This is a genomic window from Ensifer sp. LC384, from assembly GCF_001695865.1.
Lineage (GTDB): Bacteria > Pseudomonadota > Alphaproteobacteria > Rhizobiales > Rhizobiaceae > Ensifer.
The window spans coordinates 13,413-35,707 of the sequence record NZ_MBST01000027.1 but is presented as its reverse complement, the minus strand read 5'-3'; the positions used below and the strand labels follow the sequence as shown (position 1 = coordinate 35,707).

Annotated in this window: 18 protein-coding genes and 3 pseudogenes; 15 read left to right on the top strand and 6 right to left on the bottom strand. The window is 59.9% G+C overall.

Annotated elements, in window-relative coordinates; translation table 11 throughout:
• Positions 1-279: 279 nt before the first annotated feature.
• The 3 genes from BC363_RS36385 to BC363_RS20540 are packed head-to-tail and all read right to left on the bottom strand — an operon-like array spanning position 280 to position 2,258.
• Positions 280-1,095 (bottom strand): MFS transporter, encoded by an 816-nt coding sequence (locus tag BC363_RS36385; RefSeq protein ID WP_202618595.1) that lies wholly within the window; start codon positions 1,093-1,095, stop codon positions 280-282.
• A gap of 39 nt (positions 1,096-1,134) precedes the next feature.
• Positions 1,135-1,632 carry an MFS transporter gene (locus BC363_RS36380; RefSeq protein WP_202618594.1) on the bottom strand — a complete coding sequence of 166 codons (498 nt, stop codon included), beginning with the start codon at positions 1,630-1,632 and terminating at the stop codon, positions 1,135-1,137.
• Positions 1,633-1,634: 2 nt separating this feature from the next.
• On the bottom strand, positions 1,635-2,258 hold the full coding sequence (locus tag BC363_RS20540; RefSeq protein ID WP_161952482.1) for a Crp/Fnr family transcriptional regulator: 624 nt from the start codon (positions 2,256-2,258) through the stop codon (positions 1,635-1,637).
• A 346-nt stretch (positions 2,259-2,604) separates the two neighbouring features.
• Between BC363_RS20540 and BC363_RS20535 the strand changes: the two genes are divergently transcribed.
• The 7 genes from BC363_RS20535 (at position 2,605) to BC363_RS35535 (ending at position 12,546) form a co-directional block, all read left to right on the top strand.
• Positions 2,605-3,462, top strand: coding sequence for a hypothetical protein (locus BC363_RS20535; protein ID WP_202618593.1), 858 nt, complete (start codon positions 2,605-2,607; stop codon positions 3,460-3,462).
• A gap of 38 nt (positions 3,463-3,500) precedes the next feature.
• The gene (locus BC363_RS20530; protein WP_083223535.1) at positions 3,501-4,478 is read left to right on the top strand and encodes a transporter; all 978 of its coding nucleotides are present in this window, start codon (positions 3,501-3,503) and stop codon (positions 4,476-4,478) included.
• Between the two features lie 227 nt (positions 4,479-4,705).
• Positions 4,706-7,117 (top strand): arylsulfatase, encoded by a 2,412-nt coding sequence (locus BC363_RS20525; RefSeq protein WP_065784169.1) that lies wholly within the window; start codon positions 4,706-4,708, stop codon positions 7,115-7,117.
• Between the two features lie 211 nt (positions 7,118-7,328).
• Positions 7,329-8,915, top strand: a complete 1,587-nt coding sequence (locus BC363_RS20520; RefSeq protein ID WP_244519927.1) for an arylsulfatase — start codon at positions 7,329-7,331, stop codon at positions 8,913-8,915.
• Between the two features lie 105 nt (positions 8,916-9,020).
• Positions 9,021-10,487: a DUF1254 domain-containing protein gene (locus tag BC363_RS20515; RefSeq protein WP_065784168.1), complete on the top strand. Its 1,467-nt coding sequence runs from the start codon at positions 9,021-9,023 to the stop codon at positions 10,485-10,487.
• 130 nt (positions 10,488-10,617) lie between these two features.
• Positions 10,618-12,171, top strand: a complete 1,554-nt coding sequence (locus BC363_RS20510; protein WP_083223534.1) for an arylsulfatase — start codon at positions 10,618-10,620, stop codon at positions 12,169-12,171.
• Positions 12,172-12,339: 168 nt separating this feature from the next.
• On the top strand, positions 12,340-12,546 hold the full coding sequence (locus BC363_RS35535) for a hypothetical protein (protein WP_065784166.1): 207 nt from the start codon (positions 12,340-12,342) through the stop codon (positions 12,544-12,546).
• A gap of 430 nt (positions 12,547-12,976) precedes the next feature.
• Here the strand turns inward: BC363_RS35535 and BC363_RS20500 are convergent, their stop codons facing one another.
• Positions 12,977-13,762 carry an iron-containing redox enzyme family protein gene (locus tag BC363_RS20500; RefSeq protein WP_244519926.1) on the bottom strand — a complete coding sequence of 262 codons (786 nt, stop codon included), beginning with the start codon at positions 13,760-13,762 and terminating at the stop codon, positions 12,977-12,979.
• A 146-nt stretch (positions 13,763-13,908) separates the two neighbouring features.
• Between BC363_RS20500 and BC363_RS20495 the strand changes: the two genes are divergently transcribed.
• The 3 genes and pseudogenes from BC363_RS20495 to BC363_RS36035 all read left to right on the top strand — a co-directional run.
• Positions 13,909-14,112, top strand: a complete 204-nt coding sequence (locus BC363_RS20495; protein WP_065784164.1) for a hypothetical protein — start codon at positions 13,909-13,911, stop codon at positions 14,110-14,112.
• A 37-nt stretch (positions 14,113-14,149) separates the two neighbouring features.
• Positions 14,150-15,337 carry a YcaO-like family protein gene (locus BC363_RS20490; RefSeq protein ID WP_244519925.1) on the top strand — a complete coding sequence of 396 codons (1,188 nt, stop codon included), beginning with the start codon at positions 14,150-14,152 and terminating at the stop codon, positions 15,335-15,337.
• Positions 15,337-15,840: pseudogene (locus BC363_RS36035) on the top strand (TfuA-like protein); the annotation flags it as partial. The gene BC363_RS20490 and the pseudogene BC363_RS36035, both read left to right, overlap by 1 nt.
• 168 nt (positions 15,841-16,008) lie before the next feature.
• On the opposite strand, the gene BC363_RS36030 reads toward BC363_RS36035, so the two are convergent.
• Positions 16,009-16,347 carry a hypothetical protein gene (locus BC363_RS36030; protein WP_244519928.1) on the bottom strand — a complete coding sequence of 113 codons (339 nt, stop codon included), beginning with the start codon at positions 16,345-16,347 and terminating at the stop codon, positions 16,009-16,011.
• Positions 16,348-16,508: 161 nt separating this feature from the next.
• Between BC363_RS36030 and BC363_RS20480 the strand changes: the two genes are divergently transcribed.
• Positions 16,509-19,154: an adenylate/guanylate cyclase domain-containing protein gene (locus BC363_RS20480; protein WP_065784162.1), complete on the top strand. Its 2,646-nt coding sequence runs from the start codon at positions 16,509-16,511 to the stop codon at positions 19,152-19,154.
• 180 nt (positions 19,155-19,334) lie between these two features.
• On the opposite strand, the pseudogene BC363_RS20475 reads toward BC363_RS20480, so the two are convergent.
• A pseudogene (locus BC363_RS20475) lies at positions 19,335-19,574 on the bottom strand (integrase core domain-containing protein); the annotation flags it as partial.
• Positions 19,575-19,589: 15 nt separating this feature from the next.
• Between BC363_RS20475 and BC363_RS35530 the strand changes: the two are divergent.
• From BC363_RS35530 to BC363_RS20460, 4 genes and pseudogenes are all read left to right on the top strand, one after another.
• Positions 19,590-19,762 (top strand): annotated as a pseudogene (locus BC363_RS35530) (LysR substrate-binding domain-containing protein); the annotation flags it as partial.
• A 284-nt stretch (positions 19,763-20,046) separates the two neighbouring features.
• Positions 20,047-20,481, top strand: a complete 435-nt coding sequence (locus tag BC363_RS20470) for an acetyl-CoA carboxylase biotin carboxyl carrier protein subunit (protein WP_065784160.1) — start codon at positions 20,047-20,049, stop codon at positions 20,479-20,481.
• Positions 20,481-21,863 (top strand): acetyl-CoA carboxylase biotin carboxylase subunit, encoded by a 1,383-nt coding sequence (gene accC / locus BC363_RS20465; protein WP_065784159.1) that lies wholly within the window; start codon positions 20,481-20,483, stop codon positions 21,861-21,863. The genes BC363_RS20470 and accC overlap by 1 nt, the downstream gene beginning before the upstream one ends.
• Positions 21,860-22,288 (top strand): hypothetical protein, encoded by a 429-nt coding sequence (locus BC363_RS20460; RefSeq protein ID WP_065784158.1) that lies wholly within the window; start codon positions 21,860-21,862, stop codon positions 22,286-22,288. Before accC ends, BC363_RS20460 begins: the two co-directional genes overlap by 4 nt.
• Positions 22,289-22,295 lie beyond the last annotated feature (7 nt).

The following is a 22,295-nucleotide window of genomic DNA, read 5'->3' as shown; positions in this document are numbered from 1 at the left end:
TTCGATACGGCTGGTTGCACACGCTGGGAATAAAGACTGACAGACATAGCCTCTCCACTCTCGCCATCGGCGTTGGACACATAAGCGTGACGTAAGATCAGGCTCAGCGATTTGCCTTGCTCAAAGGTCAGCCGGGTTCAATGTAGCAGGATCGCAGAAGATAGATTGCACAAGAGTGGGCAATCTATCTTGCGGTTGCATTCATTCTTCAATGCCATGAAGAAAGGCGATATTGCGCGTCGTCCTGCATCGTTTTGGCACGTGCGGCAGGCTCAAAAGTCAGCCGGCGGATCGCTCGCCTTCATTGCAGACGCACGCAATGCTTGCTGCGATCCTCGCCCGCGCGTCGGCAGGAAAGCTTCGCGCCGCAAGCCAAAGAGCGGCCGCCGCCGCGAGCAGAGACACCGGGACGAGTATCATGGCGCGATGCAGACCGATTGCCCTGAACTGCTCGGCCATCTCGGTCCCGCCCGCTTCCGCCATCGCCCGCAGGGCATAACTGTCGGAGAGCAAGCCCATCAGCACCGGCCCGCAAGCGCCACCCATGAGCGATGATGCGGCGACGTATATGGCCATCGCGGTGGCCCGATCGCGCGGCGCAACGACATCGTGCATCGCCGGAAATGCACAGACCTGGAGTGCGTATTGGGCAAGCCATCCAAGACCGAACACCAACACGAACAGCTCGGGCTGTTCGGGGCCAAGCAGCAGGCCACACCACGTCGCACACGCAGCGAAGGCAAGGCACACGCTGCCCATCAGCAGCCGGCCGCGCTCTGTGCGTTCATGCAGGCGATCGGCGATCCCGCCGCCGAGGGTGAGGCCCACAAGCCCGGTGAGCCCCACAATCACCCCGGCCGAAATACCAGCCGTCGCAAGCGGCAAGGCAAAATAGCGTTGCAGCAGCGGCACCAGGAACGTGTTCGTCCCGTAGGCCGCGAAGTTGCTGGTGATGCCGGCCAAGACGATCCATCGCAGCGTCGTTATTCCGGTGATCTTGCGGATGGAATTTCCGGTGGCAGCCGCCGGGGCGATCCGGACCGTTTCTGCGGCGCCGCGCTCCGGTTCGCGGATATTGAGGATCAGGGCGGCCAATAGGAGCCCCGGGGCCAGAGCGATGACGAAGGGCGAACGCTAGGAGCCGAAGGCGCTGGTGATCGCCCCAACGACGGAAAAGGCGAGCAGGAGCCCGACGGGCACGCCGAGGGCAAAGGTTCCGATCGCTCGGGAGCGCCTGTTGGCAGGAAAGAGATCGCCGATCAGGGAACTCGCGGCCGGTACGCAGCTTGCTTCGCCGATGGCAACGCCGATACGGGTCGCCACAAAGGACGCAAAATTCCAGGAGGCAGCGCCAAGCGCGGTAAAGATACTCCAGACGATCAAACCGCAGCCGATGATCATCTTTCGCGATCTGACGTCGGCCAGCCGTCCCAGGGGCACCGCGACGGCTGCGAAGACCACCGTAAAGGTCGCAATGACGCTTCCAAACTCGAAGTCGGTTAGGTTCCATTCATGACGTATGGGCTCCGCGACGATGGCCGGGATGGCGCGGTCGAAGATGTTTAGAAGGTTGGCAAAGAACAGCAGCGCCAACACGCGCCAGGGTGCGGGGGCTTGTTTCGTGTCCTTCATGTTCAATGGTGGTTCTGCTCATATTCATTCACCCGTTGGACCAGGGCCAAAGGCTTCAGAAGCTTGAGCCGTTTGTAGGCGATTTCGATGACCTTCGTTCGCTCGAGTTCGCGAAGGATTGTCCCGATGGCGTTCCTGGACAGGTTGGCGAGATGCGCCAGTTCCTCCTGCGCCAGGTCGAGTTCGGGTTCGCTCTCGACGAGGCCCTTGCCACGTCGATATCCTCCCAGACGCAACAGGACGGCAAAGCATCGGATATCGGAGTCCCGGATGAGCAGGTCCCGGGCAGCGCCGACAGCGACATCCTGGTTACTGACGATGAGCCGCGCGAAGTGACGCCATGCATCGCTTCTCATCGAGGGATCGCTGATGATCGCATCGACTTCGCGCAGCGGCAGCACAAACATCTGCAAGGGAACCTGTGCCAACACGCGTATCCGCCGGGGCTCCCGCGTGAGGACCGCCGCCGCTCCAAACCAGTCACCGGGCCGCAGAATGTGCGATAACCTTGCCAGGCCGTCGCGCGTCACTGTCGACACCGCAACGTGACCGGAAACGACGCCCATCATGCTGCCAGGCGGATCGCCGATGTCATAGACGACCTTGCCCGGCGCGAACGACGCCAAATATCCCCTTGCCAGCACCGCATCCTGGAACGATGTCGGCGTGCTTTTCAGCCAGTCGGTCCCTCGCAGGAATTTGTTCTCTGAGCCGTTCGCCATCAGGTGCTTTCCAGACACGGTGCCGTTTGCGCGACGTTGGATGTTCATCAAGTAAACCTTCCCGAAACCTGGACAGTTGCGTCGACTTTCAACGGCAGATGAAAGCAGAATTGGGCGATCCAGTCCCGGCGGCGGTCATCGGTGCTCAATCTGCCATTGGAATTCCAGATGAATTGCACAGCTTTGGGCAGTTGTCTTCCAAAATTGACGCTATCCTGGCGAGAGATGAGGCAATGCGAGACGGGACGGCATGGCTGCAAGAACACCCACAACACTTCTGGTTCGCGGCTCGGCGGGGTACGACCGCACGCGGTCGCGCCGATTTGGGCTGATGCTGGCGGCGATTGCGACTTTGCTGTCGCCAGTTGAAGCGGCCCTCGCGCAGGATGCTTCAGGCACTCAGTCGCTCGACCAGGCGGCGAATGACCCGACGGCGTCGATCATGTCGCTGCAATTGGCCGACTGGTACGCACCGACCTATCACCACCTTGACGACAGCGACAACGTCATCGCGCTGCGTGCCGCGATCCCCTTCGAGCTTGGCGGGATCGACAACATTTTCAGAATCACCGCGCCGATCATCACCGATCATCCGGCCCTGGAGCCCGGCCTTGGCGACATCACGATCTTCGACCTGATGGTCTTCAACGAGAGTTGGGGACGCTGGGGCGTCGGCGCAGTCGCGCTGCTGCCGACAGGCGGTGCCCATCGAGGCGCCGACCAGTGGGCGCTCGGTCCCGCGCTCGGCTTCACCGCGCCCGTCTCCGATGATCTGCTGGTTGGCCTCTTCAATCAGAACCTGTTCCATATCGGCGGCGATCAGGCGCTGGGCCAGGCCGATGTCAACGTCAGTACGTTCCAGCCGATCCTGAGCCACAAGCTCGGCGGCGGCTGGTCGGTCGGCTTTTCCGAGATGCAGATCGCCTACGACTGGGAGGACGGCCGTTTTTCCAGCCTTCCGCTCGGCATTCAGCTCTCCAAATTACAGAAGTTTGGCGACCAGCCGGTTCAGTTCAGCCTGCAATACGAACATAACTTCGCCGACAGCCAGGTGGCGCCCAGCGATACGATACGCGCGACAGTGAAATTCCTGTTCGCAACGAAGTGATCCGGTCGCGGTTTCGGCAGGATGGAGTGAGGAAATTGATGCAAAGCAGAATCTGTTTAAGTGCTGCCGCCGTGCTAGCCGTGTCCGCCGGTTCGGCGAATGCCCTCGAAGGGGGAACAAGCGCCTACCTGCTCGGTAGTCGGGATACGTTTGCCGGGGCGGTAGGCAAGCCGGGCAGTACCATCGTCACGAACAACTTCTTCTATTGGCATGGCGACGCGCCGACGCTCAGTCTCGGTGGTGTTGCGGTCGCCAGCCCGGAAGTCGACATTTACCTTTATCGGCTCGATATCGCCCATTTCTTTGACGTCGAAATCTTCGGTGGAACGCCTGGTTTTGTGCTTTCGGTCCCGGCCGGCTCCGGGACTGTCAACGCCTCCGGCGCCGTCGGGCAGTTTTCCGGCGCGGTGGAGGACGAAAACATCGGCTTCAGCGATCCCATCCTGACCTCGGTGATCGGCTGGCACGCCGGAAACTTCCACTACAGCGCCGGTGTTTCCTTCTTCCTTCCCTGGGGCAAGTACAACTCCGCGACCGTCGATTTGGGACCGCCGCCGGAGATCGACGATTTCCTGAATTTCGGCAAGAACCGGCTGACGATCATGCCGGTTGTCAGCGCTACCTATCTCGACCCCAGCGACGGCCTTGAATTCTCAGGCGCCATGAGCCTTGAATTTCCATTCGAGAACAGCGCAACCGATTGGCGGACGGCACCGATCCTCAATCTCGAAGGGGCGGTGCTCCAGCATCTGCCGAGCGGCTTTGCATTCGGCGTTGCCGGCTACATGTCCCAACAAATCGGCGAGGACAGCGGCGCGGGTGCCGATTCCTTCAAGGCGACGGTTGGCGCGGACAGTTTGAAGGCCCGTGTTTTCGGCATCGGACCCATCCTGACCTACAGCACGAAATTTGACGAAACGCCGGTGAACTTCAAGCTGAAATACGCGCACGAATTTGCCGCCAAACGCCGGTTTGAGAACGATGTTATGAGCCTTTCGGTTAACTTCTCTTTCTAGTCGGAGGCACGCCAAGCGAGTGAAACGCGTCTCGTGGAGAGACGGCCGTCAGCTGCGATTTTGCCATTGTGGAGTTGTCTCCCGACGGTCGATCGCTGCCCGCAGCCGGATGCTTGCGAGCGGTTGAGCATAGCCAGGGCGGGTGCCGAAATGATGTGGTGTCCCCGACCCGGGTGTCGGGGGCAAGGTGTGAAGGTTTCGAACCGAATTTTCCAAGGAGAAAAGCGATGCCACGTTCGTTGAAATCAGGGCGGCTACAGTTGCTGAAACATCCGCTTCGGCCAGTCACTCTCTCCCTGGCCCTGTCGCTCGCGGCTCTTGCGCTGCCGGCCTACGGCCAATCTGTGCCGACTGACGGATCGGTGCTGCCGTTTCCGGCAGAACCGATGAAAGGAGTGGCCAAGCCGCGCCTGCAGGACTCCACGATGGAATGGCCGACCGCGCCGCAGCGGCTGCCGGAAAATGCGCCGAACATCCTGATCGTCCTCTTGGATGACGTCGGTTTCGGCATCTCCGAGGCTTTCGGCGGCGAGGTCCGCACCCCAACGCTGACGCGACTTGCCGGTGAAGGCATCAGCTTTACCGGGTTCAATACCACGTCGATCTGCTCGCCGACGCGCGCCTCGCTGCTGACCGGCCGCAACCACACCCGCGTCGGCTCAGGCACAATCGCCGAACGCGCCGTCGCTTTCGACGGCTACACCGGCGTCATCCCGAAGACGGCGGCCACAGTCGCCGAAGTGCTGAAAAACTACGGCTACCACACCTCGGCCTTCGGCAAGTGGCACAATACCCCGGCAACCGAGACGACCTCGATCGGGCCGAAGGAACGCTGGCCGAACGCCTATGGCTTTGAGCATTTCTACGGCTTCTTAGGCGGCGAGACCTCGCAGTGGGAGCCGCGCCTGACCGAGAACTACGACGCGGTCGAGCCGCCGCACGATGATCCGAAATATCATCTGACCGAGGACATGGTCGACAAGGCGCTGAAATGGCTGGACGACAGCCGTGCCTTCGATCCGGATAAGCCGTTCATGATGTATTGGGCGCCGGGCGGCGTGCACGGGCCGCACCACGTGTTCCCGGAATGGGCCGACAAATACAAGGGCAAGTTCGCCGGCGGCTGGGACGCCTATCGCGAACGCACCTACAAGCGCCAACTCGAAAAGGGGATCATTCCAGCCGACACGAAGCTCACCGAGCGCGACCCCACCATGGCGTCCTGGGACAGCATCCCCGAAGCCCAGCGCCCGTTCCAGGAGCGGCTGATGGAACTCTTCGCCGGGTTCGTCGAGCACACCGACACCCAGGTCGGCAGGCTCATCGACGGCATGGAGCAACGTGGCCTCAAGGACAACACGCTGATCTTCTACATCTTCGGCGACAACGGTTCGAGCTCGGAGGGCCAGCAGGGCTCGATCAGCGAGCTTCTGGCGCAGAACAACATCGCCAACACCGTCGAACAGCAGATCGACGCGCTGAACAAGCTCGGCGGGCTTCCGACACTTGGCACCGGCAAGACCGACAACATGTACCATGCCGGCTGGGCCTGGGCCGGCGGCACGCCGTTCAAGGGTACGAAGCTGATGGCGTCCTATTTCGGCGGTACCCGCAACCCGATGGTTGTTTCCTGGCCGGGGCACATCAAGCCTGACGGCAAGTTCCGCAGCCAGTTCCATCACGTCGTCGACATCGCGCCGACGATCTATGACATTCTGAAGATCAAGCCGCCGACAGCGGTCAACGGCTACGAGCAGATGCCTATCGACGGCACGAGCTTGGCCTACACCTTCGGCGATGCCGACGCGCAACCGCAGAAGAAGGAACAGTTCTTCGACAACAACGGTAGCCGTGGTCTTTATCTCGACGGTTGGTTCGCGGGTACTGCCGGGCCATTCATCCCCTGGGATACGCCCGGATCGGCGAAGCGCGTGGCCAACTGGGATTCGGCCAAGGACCAGTGGCAACTCTACGATCTGCGGACCGATTTCTCGCAGGCAACGGACCTGGCTACGCAGAACCCGCAGAAGCTCGAGGAAATGAAGAAGCGCTTCCTCGGGGTCGCCGAAGAGAACAAGGACTTCCCGATCGGCGCGGGCAACTGGCTGCGCCTGCATCCGGAAGATCGCATCAAGTCGGAGTACGACAAGTGGACCTTCAGCCAGACAACGCGCCGCATGCCGGAGTTCGCGGCTCCCGGTGTCGGGCGTGAGAGCAACAGCGTCAAGATCGATGCGGAGTTCGGCGAAAACGCCAATGGCGTGCTTTACGCGGTTGGCGGCGCGGCCGGCGGTCTCAGCGTCTACATGGAGGGCGGTCGTCTCGTCTACGAATACAACATGATGATCATCGAGAACTATCAGGCGCGGACGGCGAAGATCCCGGCCGGCAAGCACCAGATCGAGATCGTCACCTCGATCCCGAAACCGGCCGGTCCTGCCGAAGTGGTGATCACCGTCGACGGCAAGGAGGCGGCGAGGACGACAGTGGCGCGGACGGTGCCGGCGGCCTTCACCGCGACCGAATCCTTCGACGTCGGCGCCGACCTCGGTTCGCCGGTCTCACAAGCCTATTTCGACAAGCGCCCGTTCGAATTCGACGGCAAGATCGGAGCGGTCAAGGTCGAACTGAGCAACTAGAGCATTTCCAGGAAAAGTGCGAAGCGGTTTTTCGTCAGGAAATGCGTAGAAACAAGGAGATAGAGCGTTTCAGCGACTCCGTTTAAGCCGGAAACGCTCTAGTCTCGCGACCACTTTATCCAAAGGCACGTTATGGACATTTGCCTGCGCCCGATTGTGGGCGCAGGTCCAGGTAAGATTTTCGAACTGAAGCCAGAAGCGGGAGACAGACGTGAACTTGAAGAAACTCCGAACCCTTGCTCTGCAGGCGGCGGTGCTTGCAGCGATTCCGAGCCTGACCCTTGCGCAGTCCGTGCTGTCGAAGGCCGAGCGCACCAGCGAAAGCATGGAGCCGGCGCTGGTGCATGCCGATCAGCAGGCCGCCGCGCAACAGAAGCTCGATGCGCTCTATAGCCAAATCGGCAAGCGGCCCAACATCGTCTGGCTGGTCGTCGACGATATGGGCTATGGCGATCCGGGTGCCTATGGCGGTGGCGCGATGATCGGCGCGGCGACCCCGAACATGGATCGCCTGGCGGCCGCAGGGCTGAAACTGACTTCGACCTATTCGCAGCCCACCTGCACGCCGACGCGTTCGGCGATCCTGACGGGCCGGCTTCCGGTAAGGACGGGCCTCACGCGCCCGATTCTCGCGGGTGACCACATCACCAAAAATCCCTGGGCCGACGAGATCTCGCTGCCCAAGCTGCTCGGCGATGCCGGCTACACCACCGTTCTGTCGGGCAAGTGGCACGTCGGCGAAGCCGAAGGCATGCGGCCGCACGAAGTCGGCTTCGATGAGTTCTATGGCTACTACCCGGCGCAGAAGGAGCTGTCGCAGGCCTTCGACAAGCGGCGCTATCCGGACCTCGTGCTCAACCCGGAGCGGCTGGCGATGCTGCAGTCAGAGGGGGGCAGCGAGGCGCTGGTGCACGGTACAAAGGGTGGACCGACCGAAGAGGTGCAGAAGATCGACAGCATTGAGGACGTCGCCGAGGGCGACCGCATCGTCAAGGAGTTCACGGTCAAGAAGATCGCCGATCTTGCCAAGGCCGGCAAGCCGTTCTTCCTCGAACATGCCTTCATGAAGGTGCACGGCGACAACCACGCCTCGAAGGAATTCGAGGGCAAGAGCGGCAGCAAATATCCCTACAAGGACGCGGTCGTCGAGGTCGACGCCTATATCGGCGAAATCGTCGAGGCGCTCGACAAGGCCGGCGTGCTCGAGAACACCTTCGTCTTCGTCACCTCGGACAATGGTCCGGACATGGGACAATGGCCCGACAGCGGCTTCACGCCGTTCAAAGGTTCCAAGACTACGCCTTGGGAAGGCGGCGTGCGTGTGCCGGGCATCGCCTACTGGAAGGGGATGATCAAGCCGGGCCGCGAGAGCGAAGGGCTCTTCGACCTCATGGACCTCTACAACACCTCGCTGGCGCTCGCCGGCATCAAGGACAAGATTCCGACCGACCGCTATATCGACGGCATCGACCAGGCGTCGTTCCTGCTGGCCGACGATGGCCAGTCCAACCGCGAGAAGGTCTATATCTGGGCGCAGACCGACCTGATGGCGATGCGGATGTACGAGTACAAGATCCACCTGAAGGTCGTGGAACTGAAGGGCAACTGGCTGTGGACCGACATGTCGACGATCACCGACGTGGGCCTCGCTCCCTGGCTCTTCAACCTCTACATCGACCCGAAGGAGGAATATCCCGTCGGCCACCGCCTGAACGCCTTCCTCGCGCCGCTGGCGGCCGAGATGAAGGCGCATGCGGCGACCTTCAAGAAATATCCGCCGAAGAACATCGGCCTTTGATTGGCTGCTCGCCACAAGGCCTGCAGACGCCAGCAGCATTCGGCAACGGCGTCTGCAGAAAAATTCCGCACGACAACAGTTTAGGCACACGAGGGAGAAACGAACATGAAGTGCATGCGCGTCGGCATGGCGACCGGGCTGCTCGTCGGCCTCCTCTTCTCCATTGCCCCGAGTACTCCGGTGAACGCAGCCGACAAACGCACGCCGGCGCCGGAACTTGGGGCATTGCAAGGACGGGAGGCGCAGGCCTTCCATCTCGGCGTGAACGCGGTCATGTGGGGCTACCCGGCCGTGTTCTTCGAAGATCTGATGCGCGGACGCACCCCAGTCGATGCCGAAGAGAAGACCGGCAATCCGCGTGCGCAAGTCAACCAGTTTGGGCTGGTTCGGAACCTGCGCGGGCCGGAGTTCAAGCAGATCGCCACGCCCAACAACGACACGCTCTATGCGCAGGCCTTCTGCGATGTCAGCCGCGAGCCGCTTGTGCTCACGGTGCCGGCGGTCGAGCCGGACCGCTACTATGTGATGCAGCTCTGGGACGTGAACGGCGACACCTTTGGCCATGTCGGTTCACGTGCAACCGGGCGCGAAGCTGGCCACTATGCGCTGGTCGGTCCCGGCTGGAAGGGCGAACTGCCGGCCGGCGTCAAGCGTATCGACAGTGAATACAACAACTTTGCCATCTGGGGTCGCATCGGGGTAAATGGTCCTGACGACGTTGAAAACGCTCGCGCGATTCAGGACAAGCTCAGGCTGACGCCGCTCAGCCACTTCGGCAAATCGGAGCAGCAGGTGCCGCCGGACATGGAATACTCCGCGCAGCGCGTCGCCTATGAGAAACCGGCCGATCTGCCCGAAGGGCTCGAATTCTACGACAAGCTCGCTCATGCGCTGAAGCACACGCCGCCAAAGCCCGCGCAAGACGCGGTGGTGGCCGATAGCCTTGCCTATATCGGCTTCCGGAGCGGCAATACGGAGTACGATTACAAGAGCCTGACTGAACCGGAAATCACCGGACTGAAGAAGGCTTACCAGTTCGCCCTGCACGTCATGGACGTCAATGCCCAGACTGTCGGCGTTGCAGTCAACAACTGGCGCTGGAACCCGAAGTCCGGGATCATGGGCACGGACTATCTGTTCCGCGCCGCCTGGGCCAAGTGGTACACGGGCGGCAACGCATCCGAGGAAGCGATCTATATGGACGGTCGCACCGATGATAAGGGTGAGCCCTTCGATGGCAGCAGGAAGTACACGGTCCGCTTCGAGAAGGGCCAGACGCCCCATGTGAGCGCCTTCTGGTCGCTATCGATGTACCACCTCTCCGACGGTTCCTTCATCGAAAACCCGATCAAGCGCTATTCGATTGGTGACCGAACGCCGGGCATCACCACCGCCGGGGACGACTCGCTGACGATTTACATTCAGCACGACGAGCCTACCGACCCGGCCCAGAAGGCCAACTGGCTGCCGGCGCCGGAGGGCGGCTTCTACATGAACCTGCGCCTCTACGGCCCGGATGACAGCCTGAAGAACGGAACATGGGCACCGCCGCCGGTAACAGTGGCGCAGTAGGTCCGGCTCAACGAACTCGATTGGACGGACGGCCGGCCGCAATTTCAAGAGGCCGGATCTCAAATGTTTCGAAACCTGAAAGCGAGGGTTCAACATGAAAGTCACTCGGTTAAACTCATTGAAGAAGTCGATGCTCGCGGCTGCGGCGATCGTTGCTGGCGGTCTGGGCCTGACGGCCGCGCAGGCGCCGTTGGTGCCAGCCGCACAGGCGCAGGATGCGGCAAAGCCCAACATTCTTGTCATCATGGCCGACGACATCGGCTGGATGAACGTCTCGTCCTACGGCGGCGACATCATGGGCGTTAAGACGCCGAACATCGACCGCATCGGCGAGGAGGGGCTGCGGTTGACGTCCTTCTATGCGCAACCGAGTTGCACCGCCGGTCGCGCTGCGTTCCTCACCGGGCAGTTGCCGGTGCGCACCGGCATGACCACCGTGGGTACGCCAGGCTCGCCCGCCGGCCTGCAGGCCGAGGACATCACGATTGCGGAAGTGCTGAAGTCGGCTGGTTATGCGACCGCACAGTTCGGCAAGAGCCATCTCGGCGACCTCGACGCACACCTGCCGTGCAACCACGGCTTCGACGAGTATTTCGGCAACCTCTACCACCTCAACGCCAATGAGGATCTCGAGGACCCGGACCGCCCGGAAAATCCGGAGTTCCGGGCAAAATATGATCCGCGCGGCGTCGTTTCCTGCACCGCCGGCGGCCCTGTGAAGGACGAAGGACCGTTGACGACGGAGCGTATGGAGACCTTCGACGAGGAGGCGCTCGGCAAGTCGATCAAATATCTCGATGACCGGGCGAAGGACGGCAAGCCCTTCTTCCTTTGGCACAATCCGACGCGCATGCATGTCTTCCTGCACCTGAAGGACGAAAGGAAGGGTGTTTCGCGCGCCGGCAGCCAGGACGTCTATGGCGACGGTCTTGCCGAGCTAGACGATCACGTCGGCCAGCTCCTCGCCGAACTCGACAAGACGGGTCTCTCCAAAAACACGATCGTCGTCTTCACGACCGACAACGGTGCCTACCAATACATGTGGCCGGAGGGCGGCACGACGCCATTCCGCGGCGACAAGGGCACGACCTGGGAGGGCGGCGTGCGGGCGCCCTTCGTTGTCCGCTGGCCGGGTGCTTCGGGACGTCGTGTCTCATCCGAGATCGTCGACATGACCGACCTCATGCCGACGATAGCGGCGGCGGCGGGCGTCGATGATCTCGCGCCGCGCCTGGCCAAAGGGGCGTCCTTCAATGGCAAGGACTATAAGGTCCACCTCGACGGTTTCGACCAGGGCGCCTTCTTCCGCGGCGAGCAGGAGAATTCGAACCGCAAGTTCGTCTTTTACTATGACGAGACGGTGCTGACCGCGATCCGCTACGGCTACTACAAGGTGACCTTCTCGGCCAAGGAAGGCGGCAAGTGGGACAGCCCCCTGCAGAGCTATGGTCGTCCGCTGATCACCAACCTGCGGATGGATCCGTTTGAGCGTCAGGACGGCGACATCAACCGACAGCTCTCCGAGCACAAGACCTGGGCACTGACGCCGATCGTCAATATCGCCGTGCAGCACCTGGCAAGCTTCAAGGAGTTCCCGATCCGCCAACTCGGCATGAGCGCCGACGTCGGCAAGACCATCGAGGGCGTGCAGTCGCAGATCCTGAGGCTTCAGCAGACGCAGTAGTGGCGATGCCGATCGGCTAAGCCAAGCCGACCTGAGGGCGGCTTCGATTTCCCTGGCGCGCTTCGGCGCGCCAGGGCGCACGATCAATGCCCTTTAGGGGGCGCACCACATGGTCTGCTCGATGTCTGCCGGTGGGATGCACGATTGAAATGCGAAGAGGGGATTGAAATGAAGAAACATGCTGGCGCCATTGTCGCTGTCATGATGCTCGCAGCGCCGACAGCGACGCAAGCGGCAGAGGGCGGTGCCGGCTTTTACCTGCTCGGGACACGCGGACCCGGCGCGGCCATCCTGCCGCCTGCGGGCTTGTTCTTCCAGAACGAGTTCTACTATTACCAGGGCGACCGCAGCCTGCCTCCGGACGGCCGACCTTGACAACGCGAAGCCGTCCCGTCCAGCGGGAGGCTGATCATGAAGCGCCTGCTCCAAAGCATCGAGGAGGAACCCGGCGCAGTTCAAACTTCTCGCCCAAATACGGCGTTCGGGATCGCGTTTCGAACAATTTCTGGGTCCTCGTCATTATGGACTCACATGGACTTCGGTTACAAGTCTCTGTGGCATCAGGCCCCCGCAACCAGATCAAACAAAAAGCCCGCAAGACAGAAATGTCGGCGGGCTTTTTGACGTTCTGGAGCCCGCAAATCCGCGCCCCCAAGTGACCTTGCCCCCAAGTTTTATCCGGTTTTGAGTTCGCTCCAGCGGTTTTTGGTTGCTGCATTTGCGGCGGTAGCGACGGGTTGCGGTACTGACTTTAGCGACAGCAATGTCTCTGAAGGGAGTATCAAACCGACGGCAAATGGCAGATTCATTCGGATGTCGATCCGCTAAGAAAGTTGAGTGGGCGCAGCGCTCGCACGCTTGCCGCGAGTGCATCGCAGCTATGGAGAACGCTCAAACCAACCATTTCCAAGTGTTCCTGATCCAGCGGCAGCGTATCAAACGTGTGGTCGATCTCAGCGCTATGGGTTGGATCAAGGTCCCCATGAATTCTCAAAGTCCTGAACGTTGAGTTCGGAAGGCATGAACGATCTCGAATCTCATCGATCACACTGTCGGCAGGAGGAAAAGCCTCGAGAACCGCAATGTATCCGAGAAGCATGAGAGGATGATGGTGCTGAAGCCAATAATACTGGCTGCCGACCAAGCGCGCGACTTCGACGGAAGGGGTGATGGATAGAACCCGCCTGGGATCGCACCCTGCAGCCTCAAGGTCCTCGAGTGCCCAGGTATCGTGGTGCAGTTCTTCGGAAGTATGATGGCGATAGTACTCTCCCAGCAAGGCGGCAAGCTTATCGGTTCCTTCCAGTTGATCGCATCTGACCGCGGCGGATTGCATGAGGGGGACCGACGCCCGCATGATCTGATGCAGCAAGACGAGGAAAGCGATCGTCATTTCCCGTTGAGGCTCGGTTCGCCAAAGGTCGCCAAAAGCCGCCTTAAGAGCGGGCATGCAGAGTTCGATTCTACCCCTCACAACGACACTATTCGCTCGTCTTTCAAACATACCCATAGCGACACCAGCCCATGAACAACAAACAAACCCGGGAAATCCTAACTCATTCCAGATGCCTTTCAAGTTCAGAATGGTCAAAATATAAGTAGCTCTTTAGTATTAAAGAGTAGTACTGGACAGATAAGGGGTGGCATCCTATTGTTATTGAGAGGCATCCTCTCCCAAGATCACTGACAGCAATCTAGCAAGCATCGAAAACTACTCAGAGCCTGAGGAGATCACAAATGGCGGACTTCCAGTCAAATTTCGACAGGCTGAAGAATTCGAATGTCATTCCCGATGTGGACGCGAATTTGCTCCCGAAAGCGGTACATGATGCGATCGCAAACCTGGGCGACGCCGAAATGACGGTTCTCGAAAAGATAAGTAGTTCGACTGGGACCCACATATACCTCAACAATAACCATCAGGTCATCTGTGGATTCTGAATTCGTGGTGTCGTCCGCTCTGCTGGACCGGTGGCCGTTGTACGACCGCCGCAATGAGGGGCACAGCGCCTTAGAAGAAGCCAAACACAAGCTGCTCCTCAAATCAACAATCGAGCAAGTCCCGGTAACACGCATAGCCGACATCACACCACTCGACGTCCTGGGCATTCCTGTGTTTGCAGCGGTCACTCCCCTGGCACGAGATTTGACCACCCATCTGGGCAAAGGGGTGGACAAAGAAACGGCTCGCATCAGTGCCATCATGGAGTCGATCGAGAGGGTTTGCGCAGAGGAGTTCGAGCGCGAGTCTCGATATTCCACTTATCTTGAGCTTAAAGCTTCCGGTGCCTACGTTGCCGATCCTCTGTCCTTCGATCTTCCCCCTCTGACCAGTTATCGTCCAGATTCGCGGATTGAATGGGTCGAGGGTTGGGAATTCATCCGGGCTCGTCCGATCTGGGTTCCAGCCGACCTGGCGCGGTCTCCTGCAAAGGAAGGTATACTGGATCAGGTCGATACCAATGGCTTGGCCGCCGGGTTCACTCGTGGCCGGGCGGTACGCAGCGCGCTTCTGGAGGTTGTCGAACGGGATGCGGTCAGTCAGCACCACTTCTTTGAACAGTATGGACATGCGGGGGACGCCGGGCCTGCTGGACGCAGGATTGATCTGGATTCACTTCCTCCAATACCCAAGGCGCTTGCCGAGCGCGCCAAGGAATCAAAGCTGAGACTCATCCTGGAAGATCTGACGAGCGACCTTGACATACCAGTCATATCGAGCACGTTGATAGACCCGTCCTTTTGTAGTGCCGCGGGGCCGATGCCGCTGGTCGTTGCGGGGTGGGGCGCTGACCTTCAGGCCGGCGCCGCCGTTACACACGCTATCCTTGAGTCATTCCAATCAAGGCTCGGGGTCATTCACGGTGCCCGTGACTCGTACAACCAAGTCCCCCCTTCGCGGCGGGCCAGCGTATCCGAGCCCGGGATTCCTGTAGCCGAGCATGACTTCTCCACCATTGCCAATGCAAACTTGCCAGATCTTGAGTCAGAAATCGAATTTGTCCTGGAGAGGCTGAAGTCCGTCGGACTTACGCAGGTCATAGTGATTGACATGAGCCGAAAGTCGCTGGACCTGCCCGTTGTGAGGGTGCGCGTACCCGGTCTATCGCTCTTTACGATCGACCACCGCCGGGTTGGCTGGCGAAGTGCAAGGCACCTACTGTAATGGGCACGATGCGGATGCCGCCAGTCGTGTTTTTGGGGCCAAGTGCGCCCGCTTCGGACATCATGTCCATATTGCCAGGTGCGATCATAAGACCGCCAGCGAGGCGGGGGGACCTTTATGCTTGTCGCATCTTGAAGTACGAGTTCTTTCTGGTCCTGGACGGCGCATTTGGCAACGTACTTTCCATTTCGCCACGGGAAGTCGTTGACGTTGTCCAGGACGGGGCGGTCGTGGTCGGTGCCTCCAGCATGGGGGCGCTCCGAGCGGCGGATTGCTCTCCTGCAGGTGTGCATGGCGCAGGGATCATATTTCGGCTGTTCAAAGACCGGATAATATCCGCGGAGGACGAGGTGGCAGTCCTGTACCGCGAGGACAGGGCTTATCCGTCGCTTACGGAGCCTTTGATCAATATGCGGATCGCGCTGCGGCGGGCCATAAGGAACGGTCTCGTAGGAGCAGCCGAAGCCGAGGAAGTTATCTCGGCAGCTCAATTGCTTCATTTTACTCTCAGGACCTGGCCCAGAGCCTATCAGAAAGCCGGGCGCCACCTCTCGGGCGAACTGCGCGACTTTTTAACGGCGATAGATACGAAGCGCACCGACGCCGTTCAGGCCGCTAACAAGGTCTTGAAATTACTAGAGGTTGATAGAGGTCCGCCCCGCGCATCCAGATCACCTCAGTTGTTTGGCCTTCTGGGTGATGGCAGGGAACGGGCCCCCGATGCGCTGAGTGGCGCGGATCGGCAACAGATTGAAGCCGAGTTCATCGAGTGGCTTTGCTGTTCCGGGCGGGGCTATCCACGGCTCGGCAATGAAATTGACTGGCTCATCGGAGAATTGAAGGTGCCGACTGCGTCGGTTTGGAATATTCTTGACGGCTCGAGCGAACTGCAGGCCGACCTGATGAGGTTCAACGTCTTTTGCAGGGCCGTCGCCGAAGCTCGGCGATGCGGCCTTCGGCCGGAAATCGAGGACTTCCGGCAGGCTGAAAGTCAACTGGCCAACGCCCATCGTGCCGGCTCATGGAATGAGCTCCTCAATTGCAAAGGAAGTGGTTCGTCTTTCTCCAAGCGCCTGAGCATACATTGCACTCAACTTGCTCTGACCAAATGCCTTCGACGGACATCCTTGTTCGGAGCGGCTCCGTCAACGAAGCCGAGAGAGGTTTTGTTATGGTACCCCCGGTAGAAAGCCAGACTCAATCGCCAGGCAACAGCGTTTGCATGCTCTTTACTGACATTGAGGGTTCGACAAACCTGGTGGATTCTTATCCCGACCTCTATGATGAGATGCTCCTTCGGCACAATGAGTTGCTGCGCAACGCCATCCAATCCTATGGTGGCGAGGAAATAAACGTTGTTGGCGACTCTGTTTTCGCACTCTTTCCTGGCTCCGCCCAAGGGGTTCAGGCAGCGATTGACGCCCAACTTGCTCTCAAGAAAGAAGAATGGGCTCAAGGATGCAAGCCATTGGTCCGGATGGGTCTGCATTCCGGAACTGTGAGAAGACATGATGTAACCGTGACCGGAATAGAGGTGCATCGTGCGGCTCGTATTGCATCGGTGGCACATGGAGGTCAGATCGTCATTTCGAACGTCGTCCGCGATGAGCTGGCAGAAGGCCTCATCGGAGCGACCGTAGAAGTGCGCGATCTCGGATTCCATCGCCTCAAGGACCTTCGATATCCTGAAGCGCTGTTCGATCTGGTGGTCCCGGGACTACCAAGCGAATTTGCACCTATCTCATCGATCGGCGCGAATCGCACCAATCTCCCGTCCGATTTGCCGGTTCTCTACGGTCGGGGCCTGGAATTAGCCCGGCTAAATCAAATACTAGCGGATAAACAGAGCCGTATTGTTACGCTGACAGGCGCCGGCGGCGTGGGCAAGACAAGCTTGGCGATCCGCGCTGGCAGATCAGCGCTAAGCTTCTTTTCACGGGGCGTGTTTTTCGTACAGTTGAGAGAAATTGACAATCCGGATCTGATCGGTTCGGAAATCTGCAAGGCCATAGGCCTGCAGGAGGTGCCCGGTATCTCCGCCATCGAAACGGTGTGCAACTCGCTGGGTGGCGCTGAGGTGTTGTTGATATTCGACACTTTCGAGCATTTGGTCGAAGCTGCGCCGGTCATAAATGCCATTCGCAAAACATGTCCGGCGACCACCGTTCTGAGCACCAGTCGCGAGCCCCTCAAATTGCGCTCGGAGACGGAATTCGTCGTGCCTCCCCTCAGCGTACCGGACGAAGGGGAGGGCTTCGACCGGATTCTCGAGAATCCATCCGTGCAGCTCTTTGAGAAGTTCGCACGCCGCGAACGACCGGACTTCAGCTTGGGAGATGACACACTGGGGCCGGTATCCAGAATATGCCGGAGACTTGACGGGCTACCACTGGCGCTTGAACTGGCAGCCTCGCATGTAGGGCTCCTCAGTGTAGCGGAGCTGGAGGACCGTCTTCAATACAGTATGCAAGACCTTCGAAGCAAGGCGCGGGATAGTGATCCTCGTCACCGTACCCTTCGTCTGATGATCGGATGGAGCGACCATCTCCTGACGGAAAGCCAGCGCCGGGTTTTTTATGCATCGGCCGTCTTTAACGGCGGCTTCGATCTTCGTGCCGTCGTATCCTTGTTCGAGGACGAGATCGATGTCGTTGACCAGGTAGAAGCTCTTCTGGACAAAAGCCTATTGTTCAGAACGACAGCTCTGGGCCATCCGCGTCTCAACATGCTGGACACGGTTCGCGATTATGCGCTCGACAAGCTGCGCGGGTCGGGCGAGTACGAAACTATCCGTGACCGTCAGGCGGACCATTTTACCGAGCTTGTTCTGTCAGCCGCGCCAAACGTGATGAGGTTCAATCAGCGCGATTCTGTCGAGCACCTGATGCAAGAGTCTGGGAACATTCGGGTGGCACTCGAATGGCGGATGAGGCAATCCAGCGCCCTTCAATCCGCCAAGCTCATCGAGGCGCTGACGTGGCTTTGGATATCGAGGGGCCAGTTTTCGGAAGCGAGAACATGGTCGGACAAAGCTTTGCAACACGCGCGGACCACAGGTGAACCAGAGCCGCGGGCGCGAATTTTGAACTCAGCCGCCTTGATCCGGTACATGTCTGGTGAGCCTGAAACAGCGCGCGAAAGCGGCGTTGAAAGTCACCGTATCTACTCCGAGCTGGGGAACAAGGCCGGAATTGCGAGTGCCGGGATTATTGCCGGCATTGCCAAAGCCACCTCGGGTGACCCTGACGCAGGCGGCGCTTTGATCGTGGAATCACTCGAACTGGCGAAGCTCATCGGCGACGACCATGGAACCGTGCTTGCGCTTATTGCAATTGGGGAAGGAACACGCGCCGAAGGGGACGAGGCTGCTGCCGAAGCCTACTATCTTGATGCCCTCAAACTGCTCGACAAACTGGGTGACACCTATTGGCATGGCCACCTATTGCAGAACCTCGCCCATTTCAGACTGCACAGCAGCGATTGGAGGAACGCTGCGGCGTTCGCCGGCCGGGCCCTGGCTATCGGCGAGAGATATGACTACCCGATGGTAGTGAACCTCGCTGTCGCAGCGATAAGCGGAGTGCTCGCAGCGAAAGAGGATTGGGACGGTGCTGCAGAAATCATCGGGGCAGTGAATGGTCGTCTTGCTCGGCTGGGAGTCCGGTTTGAGCCGACAGACGACGCCGATTTTCAAAGGATCGTGTCTGCGGTTCGCAAGGCATCAGGAAACAAACGATTCGCCCGTGTAAGCGGAAAAGGGGCTAAGCGCCAATGGGAGCAAATACTTTCGTCATGCCGCGCTGCCGTTGCAAGTTAGGCGCTATTGTAGGATCGTCTCTCGAATGGCGACCCCGTCCGGTCAACTGTTCTAGATGCGGCGCGGAAGTGCAAGTCTCAGTGCTATCAGGCCCCGCAACCAGATCATAAAAAAAGCCCGCAAGACAGCAATGTCCGCGGGCTTTTTGACGTTCTGAACCGCTGACCTTGCCCCCAAGTTTTATCCGGTTTTGAGTTCGCTCCAGCGGTTTTTGGTTGCTGCATTTGCGGCGGTAGCGACGGGTTGCGGTGCGGAGCCATTTCGGCTGCGCAGCACCGCATCACGTCGCGGGTTGACGGTCTGAGCGAACTCGGCAGGTGTCAGCCAGCCGAGGCCAGAGTGCGGTCGGTGATCGTTGTAGTCGCTGCGCCAGGTTGAAAGCGCTGATCGAGCATGGGCCAGTGACGAGAAGAGGGTTTCATATTTCAACGGGGCAAGGTCAGCCGCAAGTATCCCGATATCGAACTGCATATCTCCAGCGGCCCGACCGGCGACATCATTCGTGGACTGAAAACGGCCAGATCAATCTCGGCTTCATCCGGCCGGTCGAAAACATCGGCTGTTTGCGTTTCTTCTCGATCGCGCACGAGCGTTACCTGCTGGCGGTGGAAAAAAACCAATGCGCTGCTTGCCCGCAGGTGTCCACCGGGCGGCCGCTCACGCTGGCCCTCCTGCGGCAATTTTTTACCCGTCAAGCCGTGCGAGAACAGGCTCTCGCAGCGCGGCTGCCTGAACCTGTTACGCTCATATTTCTTTGGGCGTTTGGCTTGCAGGCCAGTCCATCAAAACTTCGTCTGACCCCATCGGTTCATTGCTCGTGTTACCAAAGGACAGAAGTTGTCGCGCTCGAACGAGATCACGCGGCAACGTCCTCCGAATGCCGAGTTGAAGAATGGACCTTTCGAAAATCAAAACCCTGATCGACTTTGTCGGGCGATCAAACGTCACGGAATTGACCGTGACCGAGAAGGGCATAACCGTCCGGATCTTTCGAGAGCGGGGCAGCGAGAGCGTCTCCGGCCAATCCACCGTTGCCTCTCCTCACGGTGCTCGGCCAGTTGGCGTGGCTGGGGACTCCCAAGCGTCCGGTGCATTGTCCACCGTCACGTCGCCGATCTTCGGAGTGCTCCATGTCGCGCCCGCTCCCGGCGAGGCCGCCTTCATCAAAGAAGGTGACGAAGTCGAAGAGGGCCAGACACTCTTCATCATCGAGGCGATGAAGGTTTTGAACCGGATCGCTGCGCCCCGTGCCGGCCGTATCACCCGTATCCTAGTGGCGGATGCAACCGAGGTTGAGGCCGGCCAACTGCTTGCGGAGATCGCGTGATGCAGGATCGGCCCGACCAGTCACAACGTCGCTTCGACACGGTTCTCATCGCCAATCGCGGCGAGATCGCGCTCAGGATCCAGCGCGCCTGTCACGCACTCGGGCTTAAGACCGTGGCCGTATGTTCGGAAGCTGACCGCGATGCGCTCTATGGCCAGAGTGCGGACGTGTTGCTTTGTATTGGCCCCGCAGCTGCAACGAAGAGCTATCTCAACAAGGACGCGCTTCTGCTTGCGGCTCGGCTTTCCGGCGCTGGAGCAGTTCACCCGGGTTACGGGTTCCTGTCTGAAAACGCCGCCTTCAGTGCGGCGGTCGAGGAGGCGGGTCTCGTCTTTGTCGGGCCAGATGCATCGGCAATCGCAACGATGGGTGACAAGATCGCGGCAAAAAGCGCGATGATGGCCGCTGGCGTTCCCTGCGTACCCGGTCCTGACCAGGAACTGCCAAACGACCCGGCGGCGATCCGCAAAATCGCGACTGAGATTGGCTACCCCGTGATCATCAAGGCCGCCGGTGGTGGCGGCGGACGCGGCATGCGGGTCGTGGCGAACGAGACGGCGCTCGAGGAAGCCGTCACACTCACGCGCGAAGAGGCGCGCAAGGCTTTCGGTTCGCCGGCGCTTTACATGGAGAAGTTTCTCCAGCATCCAAGGCATATCGAAATCCAGGTGCTGTGCGACACGCATGGCAATGCGGTCTGGCTCGGCCACCGCGATTGCTCCATGCAACGCCGTCACCAGAAGGTAGTGGAGGAGGCGCCGGCACCCGGCATTGCAGACGACCTTATTGATGCGGTCGGCAGCGCCTGCGTCGCGGCTTGCAAACAGATCGGCTACCGTGGCGTCGGAACCTTCGAATTCCTGTACGAGGGTGGCGCATTCTATTTCATCGAAATGAACACCCGCCTCCAGGTCGAACACCCGGTCACGGAGATGACGAGCGGGGTCGACATCGTCCAGGCGCAGCTCAAGGTGGCGCTCGGCGAGACGCTGACGATTGCGCAGGAGAACATCCGCTGCGTTGGCCACTCCATCGAGTGCCGCATTAATGCGGAGGATCCGACGACGTTCATGCCTTCCGCCGGCGTCATCACCGGGCTGAGACTTCCAAGTGGTGTGGGAATTCGTGTCGATTCGCACGTCTTCGAAGGCTACCGGATCTCACCCTACTACGACTCGCTCGTCGCCAAGCTGATCGTTCACGGCGAAACGCGCGCCGAGGCGATCGCGAGAATGCGCGGGGCGCTTGCCGAGCTAAGCATCGAGGGCATCGCCACCAACCTTCCTTTGCTTCGCACTCTCCTTGAGGATCAAGGGTTCGCGCGCGGTGAAACGGACATCCACTACCTGGAAAAGTGGTTGAAGGAACGGAGCGCGGCATGAGCCAGGTGGATTTCACGGACCCCGCCACGATCGCTGAGCTGACAGCGGCTCTCGAAGCCGCCGGCGTCGACGGTCTTGAGATCGAACGCCCGACCCAAGGTGTTCGTATTCTCCTTGCACGCGGACGGTCGCCTATTGTCGGTCGCACGGCCGAAGATCGGTCCGCCGTTGTTCCTGCATCGTTCGTGGCCGTGAAGGCGCCGATGGCGGGTGAATTCCTGTCGCACGACATCTCGCGGTCCGCCGCGCCGGAAGATCACCCGCAAGAGGTGGAGAGCGGCGACGTGATCGGCTTCGTGAAAGTCGGCCCGATCCTGCTTCCGCTTGCCGCACCTGCTTCCGGCCAGATCGTACGGCATGTGGCAGAGCATGGCGCGATCGTCGGCTTCGGCGACCCTCTCTTTGAAATCGAGCCTCGATCATGAACGCTTC

What these genes read in the sequence shown, in the direction of transcription:
- BC363_RS36380 (WP_202618594.1), bottom strand. Translation starts at nt 1,632, where the DNA reads ATGAAGGACACGAAACAAGCCCCCGCACCCTGGCGCGTGTTGGCGCTG.
- BC363_RS20535 (WP_202618593.1), top strand. Translation starts at nt 2,605, where the DNA reads ATGGCTGCAAGAACACCCACAACACTTCTGGTTCGCGGCTCGGCGGGG.
- BC363_RS20530 (WP_083223535.1), top strand. Translation starts at nt 3,501, where the DNA reads ATGCAAAGCAGAATCTGTTTAAGTGCTGCCGCCGTGCTAGCCGTGTCC.
- BC363_RS20525 (WP_065784169.1), top strand. Translation starts at nt 4,706, where the DNA reads ATGCCACGTTCGTTGAAATCAGGGCGGCTACAGTTGCTGAAACATCCG.
- BC363_RS20515 (WP_065784168.1), top strand. Translation starts at nt 9,021, where the DNA reads ATGAAGTGCATGCGCGTCGGCATGGCGACCGGGCTGCTCGTCGGCCTC.
- BC363_RS20510 (WP_083223534.1), top strand. Translation starts at nt 10,618, where the DNA reads ATGCTCGCGGCTGCGGCGATCGTTGCTGGCGGTCTGGGCCTGACGGCC.
- BC363_RS35535 (WP_065784166.1), top strand. Translation starts at nt 12,340, where the DNA reads ATGAAGAAACATGCTGGCGCCATTGTCGCTGTCATGATGCTCGCAGCG.
- BC363_RS20495 (WP_065784164.1), top strand. Translation starts at nt 13,909, where the DNA reads ATGGCGGACTTCCAGTCAAATTTCGACAGGCTGAAGAATTCGAATGTC.
- BC363_RS36030 (WP_244519928.1), bottom strand. Translation starts at nt 16,347, where the DNA reads ATGGGCGTTGGCCAGTTGACTTTCAGCCTGCCGGAAGTCCTCGATTTC.
- BC363_RS20480 (WP_065784162.1), top strand. Translation starts at nt 16,509, where the DNA reads ATGGTACCCCCGGTAGAAAGCCAGACTCAATCGCCAGGCAACAGCGTT.
- BC363_RS20470 (WP_065784160.1), top strand. Translation starts at nt 20,047, where the DNA reads ATGGACCTTTCGAAAATCAAAACCCTGATCGACTTTGTCGGGCGATCA.
- accC (WP_065784159.1), top strand. Translation starts at nt 20,481, where the DNA reads ATGCAGGATCGGCCCGACCAGTCACAACGTCGCTTCGACACGGTTCTC.
- BC363_RS20460 (WP_065784158.1), top strand. Translation starts at nt 21,860, where the DNA reads ATGAGCCAGGTGGATTTCACGGACCCCGCCACGATCGCTGAGCTGACA.